The sequence below is a fragment of the Streptomyces sp. NPDC048254 genome (assembly GCF_043201895.1).
In the GTDB taxonomy this organism is placed as follows: Bacteria; Actinomycetota; Actinomycetes; order Streptomycetales; family Streptomycetaceae; genus Streptomyces.
The window spans coordinates 487,808-500,233 of the sequence record NZ_JBICZJ010000002.1 but is presented as its reverse complement, the minus strand read 5'-3'; the positions used below and the strand labels follow the sequence as shown (position 1 = coordinate 500,233).

The 12,426-nt window shown below is 71.5% G+C and carries 10 protein-coding genes; 6 read left to right on the top strand and 4 right to left on the bottom strand.

The annotated features are described in order from the left end of the window. Positions 1-242 precede the first annotated feature (242 nt). Positions 243-755 carry a peptide-methionine (S)-S-oxide reductase MsrA gene (msrA, locus tag ACGFZQ_RS07595; protein WP_393839561.1) on the bottom strand — a complete coding sequence of 171 codons (513 nt, stop codon included), beginning with the start codon at positions 753-755 and terminating at the stop codon, positions 243-245. A gap of 508 nt (positions 756-1,263) precedes the next feature. Between msrA and ACGFZQ_RS07590 the strand changes: the two genes are divergently transcribed. Continuing rightward, entirely contained in the window at positions 1,264-2,370 is a 1,107-nt protein-coding gene (locus ACGFZQ_RS07590) for a serine hydrolase domain-containing protein (RefSeq protein WP_393839560.1), read from the top strand. Beyond that, a complete protein-coding gene (locus tag ACGFZQ_RS07585; protein WP_393839559.1) occupies positions 2,367-3,152 on the top strand; it encodes a hypothetical protein in 786 nt (261 codons plus the stop codon). The genes ACGFZQ_RS07590 and ACGFZQ_RS07585 overlap by 4 nt, the downstream gene beginning before the upstream one ends. Here ACGFZQ_RS07585 and ACGFZQ_RS07580 read toward each other — a convergent pair. Further along, the gene (locus ACGFZQ_RS07580; RefSeq protein ID WP_393839558.1) at positions 3,134-3,517 is read right to left on the bottom strand and encodes a VOC family protein; all 384 of its coding nucleotides are present in this window, start codon (positions 3,515-3,517) and stop codon (positions 3,134-3,136) included. The genes ACGFZQ_RS07585 and ACGFZQ_RS07580 overlap by 19 nt on opposite strands. Positions 3,518-3,599: 82 nt before the next feature. On the opposite strand from ACGFZQ_RS07580, the gene ACGFZQ_RS07575 reads away from it, so the two are divergent. The 3 genes from ACGFZQ_RS07575 (at position 3,600) to ACGFZQ_RS07565 (ending at position 6,823) form a co-directional block, all read left to right on the top strand. Next, a complete protein-coding gene (locus ACGFZQ_RS07575; RefSeq protein ID WP_393839557.1) occupies positions 3,600-4,676 on the top strand; it encodes an ABC transporter substrate-binding protein in 1,077 nt (358 codons plus the stop codon). Beyond that, positions 4,677-5,669, top strand: coding sequence for a FecCD family ABC transporter permease (locus ACGFZQ_RS07570; protein WP_393839556.1), 993 nt, complete (start codon positions 4,677-4,679; stop codon positions 5,667-5,669). A 143-nt stretch (positions 5,670-5,812) separates the two neighbouring features. Then, the gene (locus ACGFZQ_RS07565) at positions 5,813-6,823 is read left to right on the top strand and encodes a FecCD family ABC transporter permease (RefSeq protein WP_393839555.1); all 1,011 of its coding nucleotides are present in this window, start codon (positions 5,813-5,815) and stop codon (positions 6,821-6,823) included. Between the two features lie 10 nt (positions 6,824-6,833). Here the strand turns inward: ACGFZQ_RS07565 and ACGFZQ_RS07560 are convergent, their stop codons facing one another. After that, positions 6,834-7,877 carry an NAD(P)-dependent alcohol dehydrogenase gene (locus ACGFZQ_RS07560; RefSeq protein ID WP_351741435.1) on the bottom strand — a complete coding sequence of 348 codons (1,044 nt, stop codon included), beginning with the start codon at positions 7,875-7,877 and terminating at the stop codon, positions 6,834-6,836. 169 nt (positions 7,878-8,046) lie between these two features. Here ACGFZQ_RS07560 and ACGFZQ_RS07555 point away from each other — a divergent pair, with 169 nt between their 5' ends. After that, complete coding sequence (locus tag ACGFZQ_RS07555; protein ID WP_393839554.1) at positions 8,047-8,940, top strand: helix-turn-helix domain-containing protein; 894 nt, start codon at positions 8,047-8,049, stop codon at positions 8,938-8,940. Between the two features lie 84 nt (positions 8,941-9,024). Here the strand turns inward: ACGFZQ_RS07555 and ACGFZQ_RS07550 are convergent, their stop codons facing one another. After that, entirely contained in the window at positions 9,025-12,327 is a 3,303-nt protein-coding gene (locus ACGFZQ_RS07550) for a S8 family serine peptidase (protein ID WP_393839553.1), read from the bottom strand. Positions 12,328-12,426 lie beyond the last annotated feature (99 nt).

Sequence of the window (12,426 nt, the reverse complement as noted above, 5' to 3'; positions counted from 1 at the left end):
CCCGGCAGCTTCGCCCCTGGGCGACGTGCGTGCCAGGTGAAACGCCGGGACCGACACGACCTCGGCGTACGCGCTGGGAGTACCCGCTCGCCGCCCGCGGGAACAGCGGCCCCGGATGCCGGGCCAACTGCTACTTGATCAGCCCGGCACCTCACCGCAGCCGGATGCGTTCACGCACATAGGCCCGGCGTGCCGAGCGTCGGCCGGTCGGCCTCCGCCCCGCGCGCCGGGCCGTCTCGTGGTCAGCTCTCCGTGCGGGCCGGGAGTCGCCAGCCCGGGCGCGGGAAGTGGCAGGTGTAGCCGTCCGGGTAGCGCTCCAGGTAGTCCTGGTGCTCGGGCTCGGCCTCCCAGAAGGGGCCGACCGGCTCCACCTCGGTGACGACCTTGCCCGGCCAGAGTCCGGAGGCGTCCACGTCCGCGATGGTGTCCTCGGCGATCCGCTTCTGCTCGTCGTCCACGTAGTAGATCGCCGAGCGGTAGCTGACGCCGATGTCGTTGCCCTGGCGGTTCTTGGTGCTCGGGTCGTGGATCTGGAAGAAGAACTCCAGGATCGCGCGGTAGTCGGTCTTCTCGGGGTCGAAGAGGATCTCTATGGCCTCCGCGTGCGTGCCGTGGTTGCGGTATGTCGCGTTCGGCACGTCACCCCCGGTGTATCCGACCCGGGTCCCCGTCACGCCCGGGAGCCGGCGGATCAGGTCCTGCATCCCCCAGAAGCATCCGCCCGCCAGCACGGCCCTCTGCGTCTGCGCAGCCATTACGGACCCTCCAATTTCTGTCAGCTCGGTCACTCGGGCTGTTCGGCTCGCACATCACCGGCGTCCCGCGCCCACTCCCCACAACGCGCGAGGGCCCCGGGCGATTCCGCACCCGCCCGACCGGCCTCGCGGGCTCCGTCCGCTTGACGCGTTCGGGACGGACCAGGGGCATCCGGCCCGGCGGGTGCCGACGCACGGGATCAGAATCGTGCCCATGGGAGCAGTCATGACCGCCTCCTCCGCGGAAGCTGGTTCTGCTTTCCGGCCGCCCCCCTCCCCCCCGTGCCCCTTTGATCATCGTCGTCCGTGTCGTGCCGCCGTTCGACGCCCTGTGGGCCGCCGGGGGCCGATCGGCCGTCCGGACCGACTACCCCAGCGCTGATGCCCTGCGTGACGGGTTCGGGCCGCTCTGCCCGTGCGGCAAGGCGAGGGCGGGGGTGCGGGCCGTGTTCTCGCCGCGCCGGGAATTGGGTTGCGTCCGCCTGTGCCGGCGGGCTGAATGGCCCGTATGGCCGACATTCATGGCTCCTACGACGAGCTGTTCGCCGCTGTGCCCACCATGCTCTCCGGACTGCTGGACGAGGGGGATGCGGGAGGTGCCGTCGCCGTCTTCGTGGACGGGGAGGCCGTGGTCGACGTGTGGGGCGGGTTCGCCGACGCGGGCCGGATTGTGCCGTGGGAGCGGGACACGATCGTCAACGTGTTCTCCGTGACCAAGACGATGACCGCGCTGTGCGCGCTCGTCCTGATCGACCGGGGTGAGCTGGATCCCGACGCGCCGGTCGCCCGGTACTGGCCGGAGTTCGCCGCGGCGGGGAAGGAGCGCGTGCTCGTACGGCATCTGCTCTCGCACACCGCCGGGCTGCCCGACTGGGAGGGGCCGACAGAGGAGTTGTACGACTGGACGTCGGCCACGGCCCGGCTCGCCGGGACGGCTCCGCAGTGGGAGCCGGGTACGGCGGCCGGGTATCACTCGCTCACCCAGGGGTTCCTCGTGGGTGAGGTGGTGCGCCGGATCACCGGGCGGAGCCTGGGCGAGTTCTTCGCCGCCGAGGTGGCCGGGCCGCTGGGTGCCGACTTCCATATCGGGCTGGGTGCCGAGCACGACCGGCGGGTGGCGCTCACCGTGCCGCCGCCGGGCAAGGACGAGGACTACGCGGCCGCCGCACGGGACAGCGACGCGAAACGCGCCGGCGTCGCCACCCTGCGCGTCCGGGACGGCAACAGCATCGCCTGGCGGCGCGCCCAGATCCCCGCGGCCAGCGGCTTCGGCAACGCCCGAGCCATCGCCCTCGTGCAGTCCCTGCTCGCCTGCGGCGGAACCGTCGGCGGGGTGCGGGTGCTGTCGCCGGCGGGGTGCGAACGGGCCCGGGAGGTGCAGTTCGACGGTGACGACCGGGTCCTGGGCATGCCCTCCCGGTACGGCCTGGGCTACGGCCTCTTCGGGAGCGCCCTCGGCTGGGGCGGCTGGGGCGGCGCACTGGTCTGGGTCGACCCGGACGAGCGGATGGCGATCGCCTACGTGACGAACCAGATGCGCGAACCGGCGACCGACAACCGGGCCATCGAGCTGGTCATGGCCGCGCAGGACGGGCTGAAGGGCCTGCGCGGATGACCGCGTCGCACCGCCGTCACGGCGAACCCCGGGCCCTGACCGGCGGGGTCTTTCTCGTCGGTGGGGGCTGGGACGCGCCCGAGGTGTACGAACCGCTGCTGCGGGCCGCGGGTGCGGGCGGCCGTCGTATCGGGTGCCTGATCGTCGACGAGGGGGACGGCGAGGAGCAGTTCGCGCGGTACGCGGGGGCGTTGCGGGCCGCCGGGCGGTGCGTTCCGGTGCCGATGCTCGTGCCGGTCGGTGGGCGATTCGAACCCGGGTCGTTGAAGGACGGGCTGGACGGGGTGCTGGTGTGCGGTGGGCTCACGCCCGCCTATCAGGACGCGTTCGCGGGCTGTCTGGAACTGCTGCCCGACGTGCTCGCCGAGCACGGCATCCCCTACGCCGGATTCTCCGCGGGCGCCGCTCTCGCCGCCCGGCGGGCCGTGGTCGGCGGCTGGCTGGTGGACGGCGTGCCGGTCTGTCCGCCGGACACCGCCGAGGACCTGGACGGGGTCGAGGTCCGGCCGGGCCTCGGCCTGGTGCCCTTCGCGGTGGACGTGCACGCGGCACAGTGGGGGACGCTGGCCAGGCTGGTCGCGGCCGTGTCGCACGGCTGGGTGCCGTACGGCGTCGCGATCGACGAGAACACCGTGCTGACGGTGACGGACGAGCGGGGCCTGGTCGGCGGGCGTGGGCGCGTGCATGTCGTACGGCCGTCCGGTGGTGACGGGGCGGGTGCGGTCGTACGGTCGTACGCGCCCGGGGAGTCCGTGCCGCTGGGTCAGCCGCCGCTGCCGTAGGGCCGGGTGAGGATTTCCAGGCGGTGGCCGTTGGGGTCGTCGAAGTAGGTGCCGCGGCCGCCGTCGTTGGTGTTGATCTCGCCGGGGCGGCTGTGGGACGGGTCGGCCCAGTAGGTGAGGCCGGTGGCCCGGACGCGGGTGAAGATCTCGTCGAAGTCGTCCTCGGAGACCAGGAACGCGTAGTGCTGCGGCGGGATGTTCCCGGGGCTCTCCAGGTAGTCGAGGGTGACGCCGTTCGGCAGGGCGACCGGGACGAACGGGCCGTATTCCGGGCTGACTTCAAGTCCGAGGATGTCGGCGAGGAACCTTGCCGACGCGTGCTTGTCGTGTGCGGCGACGATGGTGTGGTTCAGGTTCACGGTCATCGTGGGACCTCCTCCTGTCCAACGTACTCCCGGCACCAGTTAAGGTAAGGCTTGCCTTAGCCACCGATCGGGAGACCTGGTTGTGCGTGCGTCGAGAATGAAGGCCGTCCTGGCCGTGTCCGCCGTGTCCGTGGTGGGCGGCCTGCTGGCCGGCTGCGGCTCCTCCGCCACTGACAACGATGCCGGTACGTCGCATGCCGACGGAACCGTCAACAAGGTCGCCGGTGCCTCCGAAGGCCCCTCCGCCGCGCCGAGCGCCCTCGCCGACGGCATGGGCTCGGACACCGAGACCGACGGCCTCTTCCCGCGCACGGTCACGCACTTCGAGGGCCGGACCACCATCAAGGCGCGGCCGCAGCGGATCGCCGTGCTCTCCACCGGGCAGCTCGACGACCTGCTCACCCTCGGCATCGTCCCGACCGCCGGCACCCGCGCCGAGAACGCCGGGCTCGTCCCCGACTACCTGGCCGACGCCTTCCCGCAGGACAAGAAGAAGCTCGCCGCGATGACCGACGTGGGCACCCGCAACGCGCCCAACCTGGAGTCGCTGGCGGCCGCCAAGCCCGACCTGATCCTGGTCAACGACTCGCTCGGCGACTTCTACCCCCAGCTGTCGAAGATCGCGCCCACCGTGGTCACCGCGGGCCAGGGCGTCAACTGGAAGCGCGACCTGCTGCTGGTCGGGGACGCCGTCGGCAAGGGACAGGAGGCGCGGGAACTCCTCGACGACATCGTCGGCAACGCGAAGAAGAGCGGCACCGCTCTCGACCCGTCCACCACCGTGTCCATGGTCCGCTTCACGCCCGACCGCACCCGGATGTTCGGCGTCTCCTCCTTCACCGGCTCGATAGCCGTCGACATGGGGCTCTCCCGCCCCAAGTCCCAGCAGTTCAACGCCATTTCGCAGGACATCAGCGCCGAGAAGGTCGATGTCGCCGACGGTGACTGGATCTTCTACTCCGTGCAGGGCGACGCCGCCAGGACCGACGCGGGTGGGGGCACCCCCTCTGGGGGAACGCTGGCCGGGCCGCTGTGGAAGTCCATGAAGGCGGTCAAGGCCGGTCACACCGTGCAGGTCGACGACGACCCCTGGTACCTCAACGCCGGTCCCACGGCCGCGCGTCTGGTCGTACGACAGCTCGCCGAACGCCTCCGGTAAGTGCGCCGCGCCCTCGTCTGGCCGACGGCCGCCCTCGTGGTGGCCGTCGTCGCCGTACTCAGCCTCGCCGTCGGCACCCGTGCGGTACCGCCGGCGACGGTGTTCGACGCCCTGCTGCACGGCGGGAACTCACCCGACGCGCTCGTGGTGCGCTCCCTCCGGCTGCCCCGCACCGAGATCGGCCTCACCGCGGGCGCCGCGCTCGGTCTCGCCGGCGCCGCGCTCCAGGCGGTCACCCGCAACCCGCTCGCCGACCCCGGGATCCTCGGGCTGAGCCAGGGCGCGGCGGCGGGGGTCGTGCTCGCCATCGTCCTCGGCGGCTCCGCGTACGGCTTCGGGGCGTACGTCTGGTACGCCTTCACCGGCGCCGTCCTCGCCGCGTGCCTGGTGTACGGGATCGCCTCGCGCGGGCGGGGCGGGGCGTCGCCGGTGAAGCTGGCGCTGGCCGGTACGGCGCTGTCCGCGATGACCGCGGGGGCCACGACGGTCGTCCTCACCTCCAGCTCCGCCACGCTGGACGAGTTCCGGTTCTGGCAGGTGGGGGCGCTCAGCGGGCGGGACCCGGGGTCGGTCGTACGGATGCTGCCGTTCCTGGCGGTGGGGGCGGGGCTGGTGCTGGCCTGTGCCAGGGGGCTCGACGCGCTGGCGCTGGGCGACGAGACGGCTCGGGCGCTGGGGCATCGGGTGCATGTCGTACGGGGGTGTGCGGCGCTGGGGGCCACGCTGCTGACCGCCTCCGCGGTGGCGGCGGCCGGGCCGATCGCGTTCGTGGGGCTGGTGGTGCCGCATCTGGCACGGCGGGTGGTGCGGTCCGGGGGTTATGCGCGCGTGCTGCCGCTGTCGGGGCTGCTGGGGGCGGGGTTGTTGCTCGCCGCGGACGTCCTGGGCCGGGTGGTCCGTGCTCCGGCGGAGGTGCCGGCCGGGGTGATGACGGCGCTGGTGGGGGTGCCGGTGCTGGTGGGGCTGGTACGGAGGAAAGGGGCCGTGGCGTGAAGTGGGCCCGGGGGCGGGGGGTTTCGCTTACCGGCGCTGGCAGGGTGCCGCCCGCGGCTATGACGGGCCCCGTAAGGGGCGCGGGGCTGTGCCGAATTGCGGCTCCGCCGCGGGGCGCGACGAGCCCCCACCGGCCCGCGGTCATGGTGCTACGGCCGGACCCCCGTTTTTCCCTTCTCTTCCATCGGCGGTCAATGATCGTCGCCCTCGCCCTGCTCCTGGGCCTCCTCCTCGCCATGGCCGCCTCCGCCTCCCTCGGCCGGACCTACATCCCCCCGGCCGACGTCTGGCACACCATCCGCGGTGACCGGACCCCCTACGACCTGGTCGTAGGCGAGCTGCGGGTCCCCCGGATCGTGCTCGGCGCCCTCGTCGGTGTCTGCCTTGGGCTCGCCGGGGCGCTCGTGCAGACCGTCACCCGGAACCCGCTCGCCAGCCCGGACGTCATCGGCGTCGGGCACGGCGCCGCCGCCGCGACCGTGCTCGCGCTGGCCACCGGAGCCGTCGCCGCGCCCGGCGCGATGCCGCTCGTGGCCGTCGGCGGCGGACTGGCCGCCGCCGCTCTCGTGTACGCCCTCGCCTGGCGGCACGGCATGCAGCCCAGCCGCTTCGTGCTCACCGGTGTGGGCATCGGCGTCGCGCTGTCCGCCGTCGTCCAGCTGTATCTCACCGACAGCGAGCTGGACGCGGCCGAGCAGGTCAAGCTGTGGCTGACGGGCAGTCTGAACGGGCGCGGGTGGGACCAGGCCGGCCCACTCGCCGTCGTACTCGTCCTCGCCCTGCCGGGGCTGGTGTGGGCGGCGCGGGCCGCGCGGCCCCTCGGTCTCGACCCCGACACCGCCGCCGCCCTCGGCCTGCCCGTCGACCGGGCCCGCCTCGGCCTCACGCTCCTCGGCGTGGTGCTCGCCGCCACCGCCACCGGGGCCGCCGGGCCGATCGGGTTCGTCGCGCTGACCGCGCCGCAGCTGGCCCGGCGGCTCACCCGCACACCTCAGCTGCCGCTGGTCTGCTCGGCGCTGACGGGCGGCCTGGTGCTGGTGACCGCCGACCTGGTGGCCCGCACCCTGGTACCTCCGCTGGAGATCCCGGTGGGGGCGCTCACCTCCCTGGTCGGCGGTCCCTACCTGCTCTATCTCCTCGGCAGACGGAAGTGACCCGCAGGAGTCAGATCGTCGCCGTGTCGATCACGAAGCGGTAGCGGACGTCGCTGTTGACGACCCGCTCGTATGCCTCGTTGACCTGGTCCGCGTTGATCAGTTCGATCTCGGCGCCCAGGCTGTGCTCGGCGCAGAAGTCCAGCATCTCCTGGGTCTCCTGGATACCGCCGATGCCGGAGCTGCTGAGGGTGCGACGGTTGCCGAAGACGGAGGAGAGCAGGATGTGCACCGGCTCCTCCGGGATGCCGACGTTCACCATCGCGCCGTCGGTGCGCAGCAGCGACAGGTACGCGTCGAAGTCGAGCGGCGCCGACACCGTGTTGAGGATGATGTCGAACGTGCCCTTGAGGTCCTCGAAGGTCTTCGGGTCGCTGGTCGCCCGGTAGTCCGTGGCGCCCAGCTTCAGGCCGTCGTCCTTCTTGCGGAGCGACTGGGACAGGACGGTGACCTCCGCGCCGAGGGCGGCGGCGATCTTGACGCCCATGTGCCCCAGGCCGCCCAGCCCGACCACGGCGACCTTCTTGCCGGGACCCGCGTTCCAGTGCTTCAGGGGCGAGTACGTGGTGATGCCGGCGCACAGCAGCGGGGCGGCGACGTCGAGGGAGAGGCCGTCGGGGATGCGGACGACGTAGTTCTCGTCGACGACGATCTTCTGCGAGTAGCCGCCGTAGGTCGGCTGCCCGTCCTTGCCGACGGCGTTGTACGTCCAGGTGGGACCGCCGCCGGTGCAGTACTGCTGGAGACCGGCCTTGCAGTTGTCGCACTCGCGGCAGGAGTCGACCATGCAGCCGACGCCCACCCGGTCCCCCACCGCGTACTTGGTGACACCCGGGCCGACCTCGGAGACGACGCCCGCGATCTCGTGACCGGGCACCATCGGGAAGATCGCCGTACCCCAGCCCTCGCGGGCCTGGTGGATGTCGGAGTGACAGATACCGGCGAACTCGATGTCGATGAGGACGTCGAATTCGCCGACCGCGCGCCGCTCGATCGTGGTCCGCTCCAGCGGGGCCTTCGCGGCGGGCGCGGCGTAAGCAGCAACAGTGGTCATGAGGGGGGTTCTCCTAGGGGTGTATGCGTGCCCGGTCGCCTTCTCCCGGGTACCCGTCCAGGCTCCTCCACGCTACGTCCGCCACCCAGCCCTCGCCTCTGCGTACGTCTGGCGTGCCTACCACTGGCGGGGTCAGCTTCCCGTGCGTACGACCGGGAATACTGGAGGCATGGAAGAGCAGCCCCCGACCTCCCCCTCCCCGCCCCTGGACCGGCGTGCCGAACTCAGCGAGTTCCTGCGCACCCGGCGGGCCCGGCTGCTCCCCGGCGACGTGGGGCTGCCGGACTTCGGGCGGCACCGCAGGGTGCCGGGGCTGCGGCGCGAGGAGCTGGCCCAGCTGGCCGGGGTGTCGGTGGCGTACTACACGCGCCTCGAACAGGGCAACGGGCGGAACGTGTCGGCGGAGGTGCTGGACGCGATCGCCCGTGCGCTGCGGCTCTCCGACGCCGAGCACGCGCATCTCATGCACCTCGCCAAGGGCAAGCAGCACAAGAAGAAGGCGTCGGCGCGGCCGCAGCAGGTGCGTCCGGCGCTGGGTCAGCTGCTGGAGGCGATGGACGGGGTGCCCGCGTACATCGGGGGGCGCCGCTCGGACATCCTGGCGTGGAACGGGATGGCGGCGGCGGTCTTCGGTGACTGGTCGGAGCTGCCGGTCACGGAGCGCAACTGGGCGCGGCTGGTGTTCCTGCGGCCCGAGTACCGCGACCTCTTCGTCGAGTGGGAGCAGAAGGCGATCGACATCGTCTGCCTGTTGCGCATGGACGCGGGCTGCTTTCCCGACGACACCCGGCTGTCCGCGCTGGTCGGCGAGCTCTCGGTGAAGAGCGAGGAGTTCCGCCGACTGTGGGCGACGCACGACGTCAAGGAGAAGAGCCACGGGGTGAAGCGGCTGCACCACCCTCTGGTGGGCGAGCTGTACCTCAGCTACGAGTCGTTCCGGATGCCGGACGACCCGGACCAGTCCCTGGTCACGTATCACGCGGAGCCGGGCTCGGCGTCGGCGGAGGCGCTGCGGCTGCTGGCCAGCTGGGGCACGGACGCGACCCGGGTCGCCGCCCCCTGATCCGACCCCGGGCATGGGGAACGGCCCGCCGGAAGCCGCGCTTCCGACGGGCCGCTCGCTGTGGATCCACTCAGCGGCTACGGCTCACTTGGCGTAGTACGCGTTGTAGATCGAGACCGTCGACTTGTTGCCCTTCTTGTCGGCGATCTTGGCGTGGAACGAGATGGCCTTGCCCTTGGCCGGGTTCTTGACGGTGATCTTGCCGTGGCTGACCGTCAGCTTCTTCCAGGTCTTGCCGTAGTCGTACGACACGTAGACCGAGAGGGACTTCAGGTTGCGGCCGGCGGCCGAGCCCTCGACGGTGACCGGGAAGGTGACCTTCTTGCCCGCCTCGACGCGGCTGTCCGACCCGGTGTTGGCGCCGAAGTGGACGGTGGAGGCCGGGAGCTTGACCGGGACGCCACCGGTCGGCTTCTTCGAGCGGAAGGTCCAGCTCGCGTCGATCCGCGTGGAGGCGGCGGCGACCTTGACCGAGCGGATGACCGAGGTGGTCAGCTTGTACTCGGCGTCGGCGGACGGCACGGTGAAGGCTTCGCCGCCGAACAGCGGGTCCGTGTTGGAGCCCACCTTGGTGCCGTTGCGGTACAGGGTGGTGTTCACCGACCGGAAGTCGGAGGACCCGGCGTGCTTGGCGCTGTCGGAGAACAGCGGGACGAAGCCGGAGATCTGGTTGGCCTCGCGGTACAGACCGAAGTCGCTGGTCAGATGCGGGCCGAAGACCGCCCTGTTGAAGGTGTTCTGATAGCTCTTGCCCGCCTTGTAGGACTGCGGGTCGCTCGTGTAGAAGGCGTCGGCGATCGGCAGGCCCTGGGCGTCATGGCCGCTGAACTGGGTGAAGTCGAAGCCCCACAGGGCGCCGTCCACGGTGGAGACGTGGACGGTGCGGCTGCTGGGCAGCTTCTGCTCCACGGCACCGCCCATCACCATGTCCTCGCCGACGATGCCCCACGGGCTGACCGAGCCGGTCTTGCCGGGAGCGGAGCCGCCGAGGCTGTTCTTGACCGTGGCGAACTCGCCGGTCTTGAAGTGCCGGACCTTGTCGCCCTGGATCTTCTTGACCTGGGCGCTGGTGGCGACGTCGTACTCCTCGCCCGCGCCCTTGGTGAACTGGCCGCTCCAGGTCTGGGTCAGACCGCTCGCGACCTCGCCGCCCAGCGGGGCCATCCGGATCTTGTCGAAGGTGTCGAAGCCGACCCCGAACCCGATGCCCGCCGGGTCGTACATGTAGTCGATGGTCGCGAAGCCCGGCTTCGCCTGCGCGTCCGGCACGGTGATGTCGGCCGCCTTGGTGGTGCGGGCGTCGACGGTGACCGTGAGGTCATGGGTGACGCTCAGCTTGGGCTGGACCAGCCAGTCGAGACCCCCGTCGAAGGTGGTGAAGTCCTTCGCGATCCAGGCGTCGAGCAGGTACGTGCCCTTCGGCACCCGGATCGTGGTGGTCCCGGAGTCGGCCGGCACCGCGTAGGCGCGGCCGTCGCCGAGGCCCGAGTAGCCCACCAGGGCGGTGTCGTGGACACCGGTCGGATTGCCGTCGCGCCCGATGTGCTTGACGGTGACGCTGTACGACTGCACCTCACGCTGCACCGCGGCCGCCGTACGGACGGTCTGGCCGTCGCCGGTCGCCGTGACGTACGCCGAGTAGGCGCCGTCCAGGGTGCCGCCCAGCTTGGTGTTCACGGTGACGTCGACGGCGGCCGTGCCGCCCGCCGGGACGGTCACCTTGGTCGCGCCCAGCTTGAAGAAGCCGGCCGGGGCCGCCGCGCCCTTGGGGTCGGTGCCGCTCGCCGAGAGGCTGAGGGTGACGTCCTTGGTGCCGAGGTTGCGGTAGGTGAGCTGCTTGGTGACCGGGGTGTCGTCGGTGTGCGGCCACTGCTGCACACCGAAGCTCACCGACACCGGGTCGGCGACCACGGTCTGCTTGATGGCCTTGTCGACGGCGATCCGGCCCGAACCCTGCTCGAACGGCGTGTACTTGCCGCCCTTGGCGGAGCCGGTCAGCGCGGCCTTCAGCTGCTGGTAGCCCCAGTCGGGGTGCTCCTGCTTGAGGATCGCGGCGGCGCCGGCGACATGCGGGGTCGCCATCGACGTACCCGAGATGGTCAGGTAGCCGGGCGGGTTCTCGCCGACCTCCTGGTCGATGAGACTGCCCTTGGCCGCCGCCGCGGTGATGTCGACGCCGGGCGCGGTGACGTCCGGCTTGATGGTGCCCTCGGCGCTGGGGCCGGTGGAGGAGAAGTCGGCGAGCTTGTCGTTGCCGTCGACGGCGCCGACGGTGAGCGCGGCGTCCGCGCTGCCCGGCGAGCCGATGGACTCGGGACCCTCGTTGCCCGCGGCGATCGCGAACAGGATGCCCTTCTCGTTGGAGAGCTTGTTGACCTCGGCTTCGAGCGGGTCGATCTCCGGGGTGTCGTAGCCGCCCAGGCTGAGGTTGACGACATCGGCGCCCTCGGCCGCCGCCCACTCCATGCCGGCCAGGATGCCGGAGTCGTCACCGGAGCCGGTGTCGTCCAGGACCTTGCCGTTGAGGATCTTCGCACCGGGCGCGACACCGGTGTACTTGCCGTGCGACTTGGCGCCGGTGCCCGCCGCGATGGACGCGACGTGCGTGCCGTGGCCGAAGTGGTCCGAGGCGTCGGCGGCCGTGGTGAAGTTCTTGGACTCGACCACCTGGTCCTTGAGGTCCGGGTGGGTCGCGTCGACACCGGTGTCCAGGACGGCGATCTTGACGCCCTTGCCGTTGTAGCCGGCCGCCCACGCCTTGGGGGCGCCGATCTGCGGCACGGACTTGTCGAGGCTGGCCTTGCGGACGCCGTCGAGCCAGACGTGCGCGATGCCGGCGGCGGCCTTGTCCCCGTTGGTGACCGCGTCCCACAGCTCCGGCGTGTCCTTGACCGGGGTCTGCACGGCGTCGGCGTTGAGCGTCTTGAGGCTGTGCCGCAGGGTGCCCGCGTCACGGACGTCGGCCTTGGCGGCGCCGGCGGCACCCTGGTACCCGACGATGACCTTCAGGCCGTTCTTCTGGGCCTTGCGGGTCGCGGCCTTGTTCAACTCGGTGACGTCGAAGAGCCGTTGGTCCAGCTTGCCGGAGGAGACCAGCCGGACGGCGTCACCGGGGACGACGAGGGTGTGCCCGTCGACCTTGCGGATCTGGAAGGGTATGTGCTCGCGTCCCGCGGCCCGCTCCAGGCCGACGACCCGGCCCTTGGCGTCGAGGGCGACCCGGTCACCGGTGATCAGGGTGACGTGGTTCCGGCCGGCGACCGATGAAGCGGCCGCGGCGGCCGCGACGGTGCGCTGCTCCGGCTTCGCCGACGCCGGGCTGGTCATGCCTGCGGCGAGGGCGACGGCTGCCACCGTGGCCACCGTGGCCGCGGCAGCTCTTTTCACTTGTCTGCGCAAGACTCCCCCTGGGAGACGGTGTACCGGGCGAATTCCCCATTCACCCGGCCGGGGGCAGTCCCGTACGCATATACGTCAACCCCCCGG